The sequence below is a fragment of the Parazoarcus communis SWub3 = DSM 12120 genome (assembly GCF_003226565.1).
Classification (GTDB): Bacteria; Pseudomonadota; Gammaproteobacteria; order Burkholderiales; family Rhodocyclaceae; genus Parazoarcus; species Parazoarcus communis.
The window spans coordinates 1-323 of sequence record NZ_QKOE01000155.1; the positions used below are offsets into that span (position 1 = coordinate 1).

Here is a 323-nt window from a genome sequence, read left to right on the forward strand (position 1 = left end):
TCGTGTGGGCGGCAGACTATCGGGTGTGGGGCGAGGCGACCGTGCGCAAGACCGGCACCGACGGGCGCTCGGTATCCAGCCACACCCCAGCCCCGCCCCCCATCGAGCAGCCCTTCCGCTTCCAGGGGCAGCAGTTCGATGAGGAGACCGGCCTGCATTACAACCGGTTTCGGTATTACGATCCGGGGGTGGGAAGCAGGGCTATCGCACCTATCTGACATAGCGGAATCCAAAATCACGTTTACGGTCATGCATTTACAAAACCCCTGTTCACAGTCGCTGATTTTGTGTAGCTTCCTCGTCTTTTGGGGCTCCCATGACGA

The 323-nt window shown here is 59.8% G+C and carries 1 protein-coding gene; it reads left to right on the forward strand.

The annotated features are described in order from the left end of the window. A partial coding sequence (locus DNK49_RS23520; RefSeq protein WP_207807122.1) for an RHS repeat-associated core domain-containing protein occupies nt 1-218 on the forward strand: 218 nt, incomplete at its 5' end. Nucleotides 219-323 lie beyond the last annotated feature (105 nt).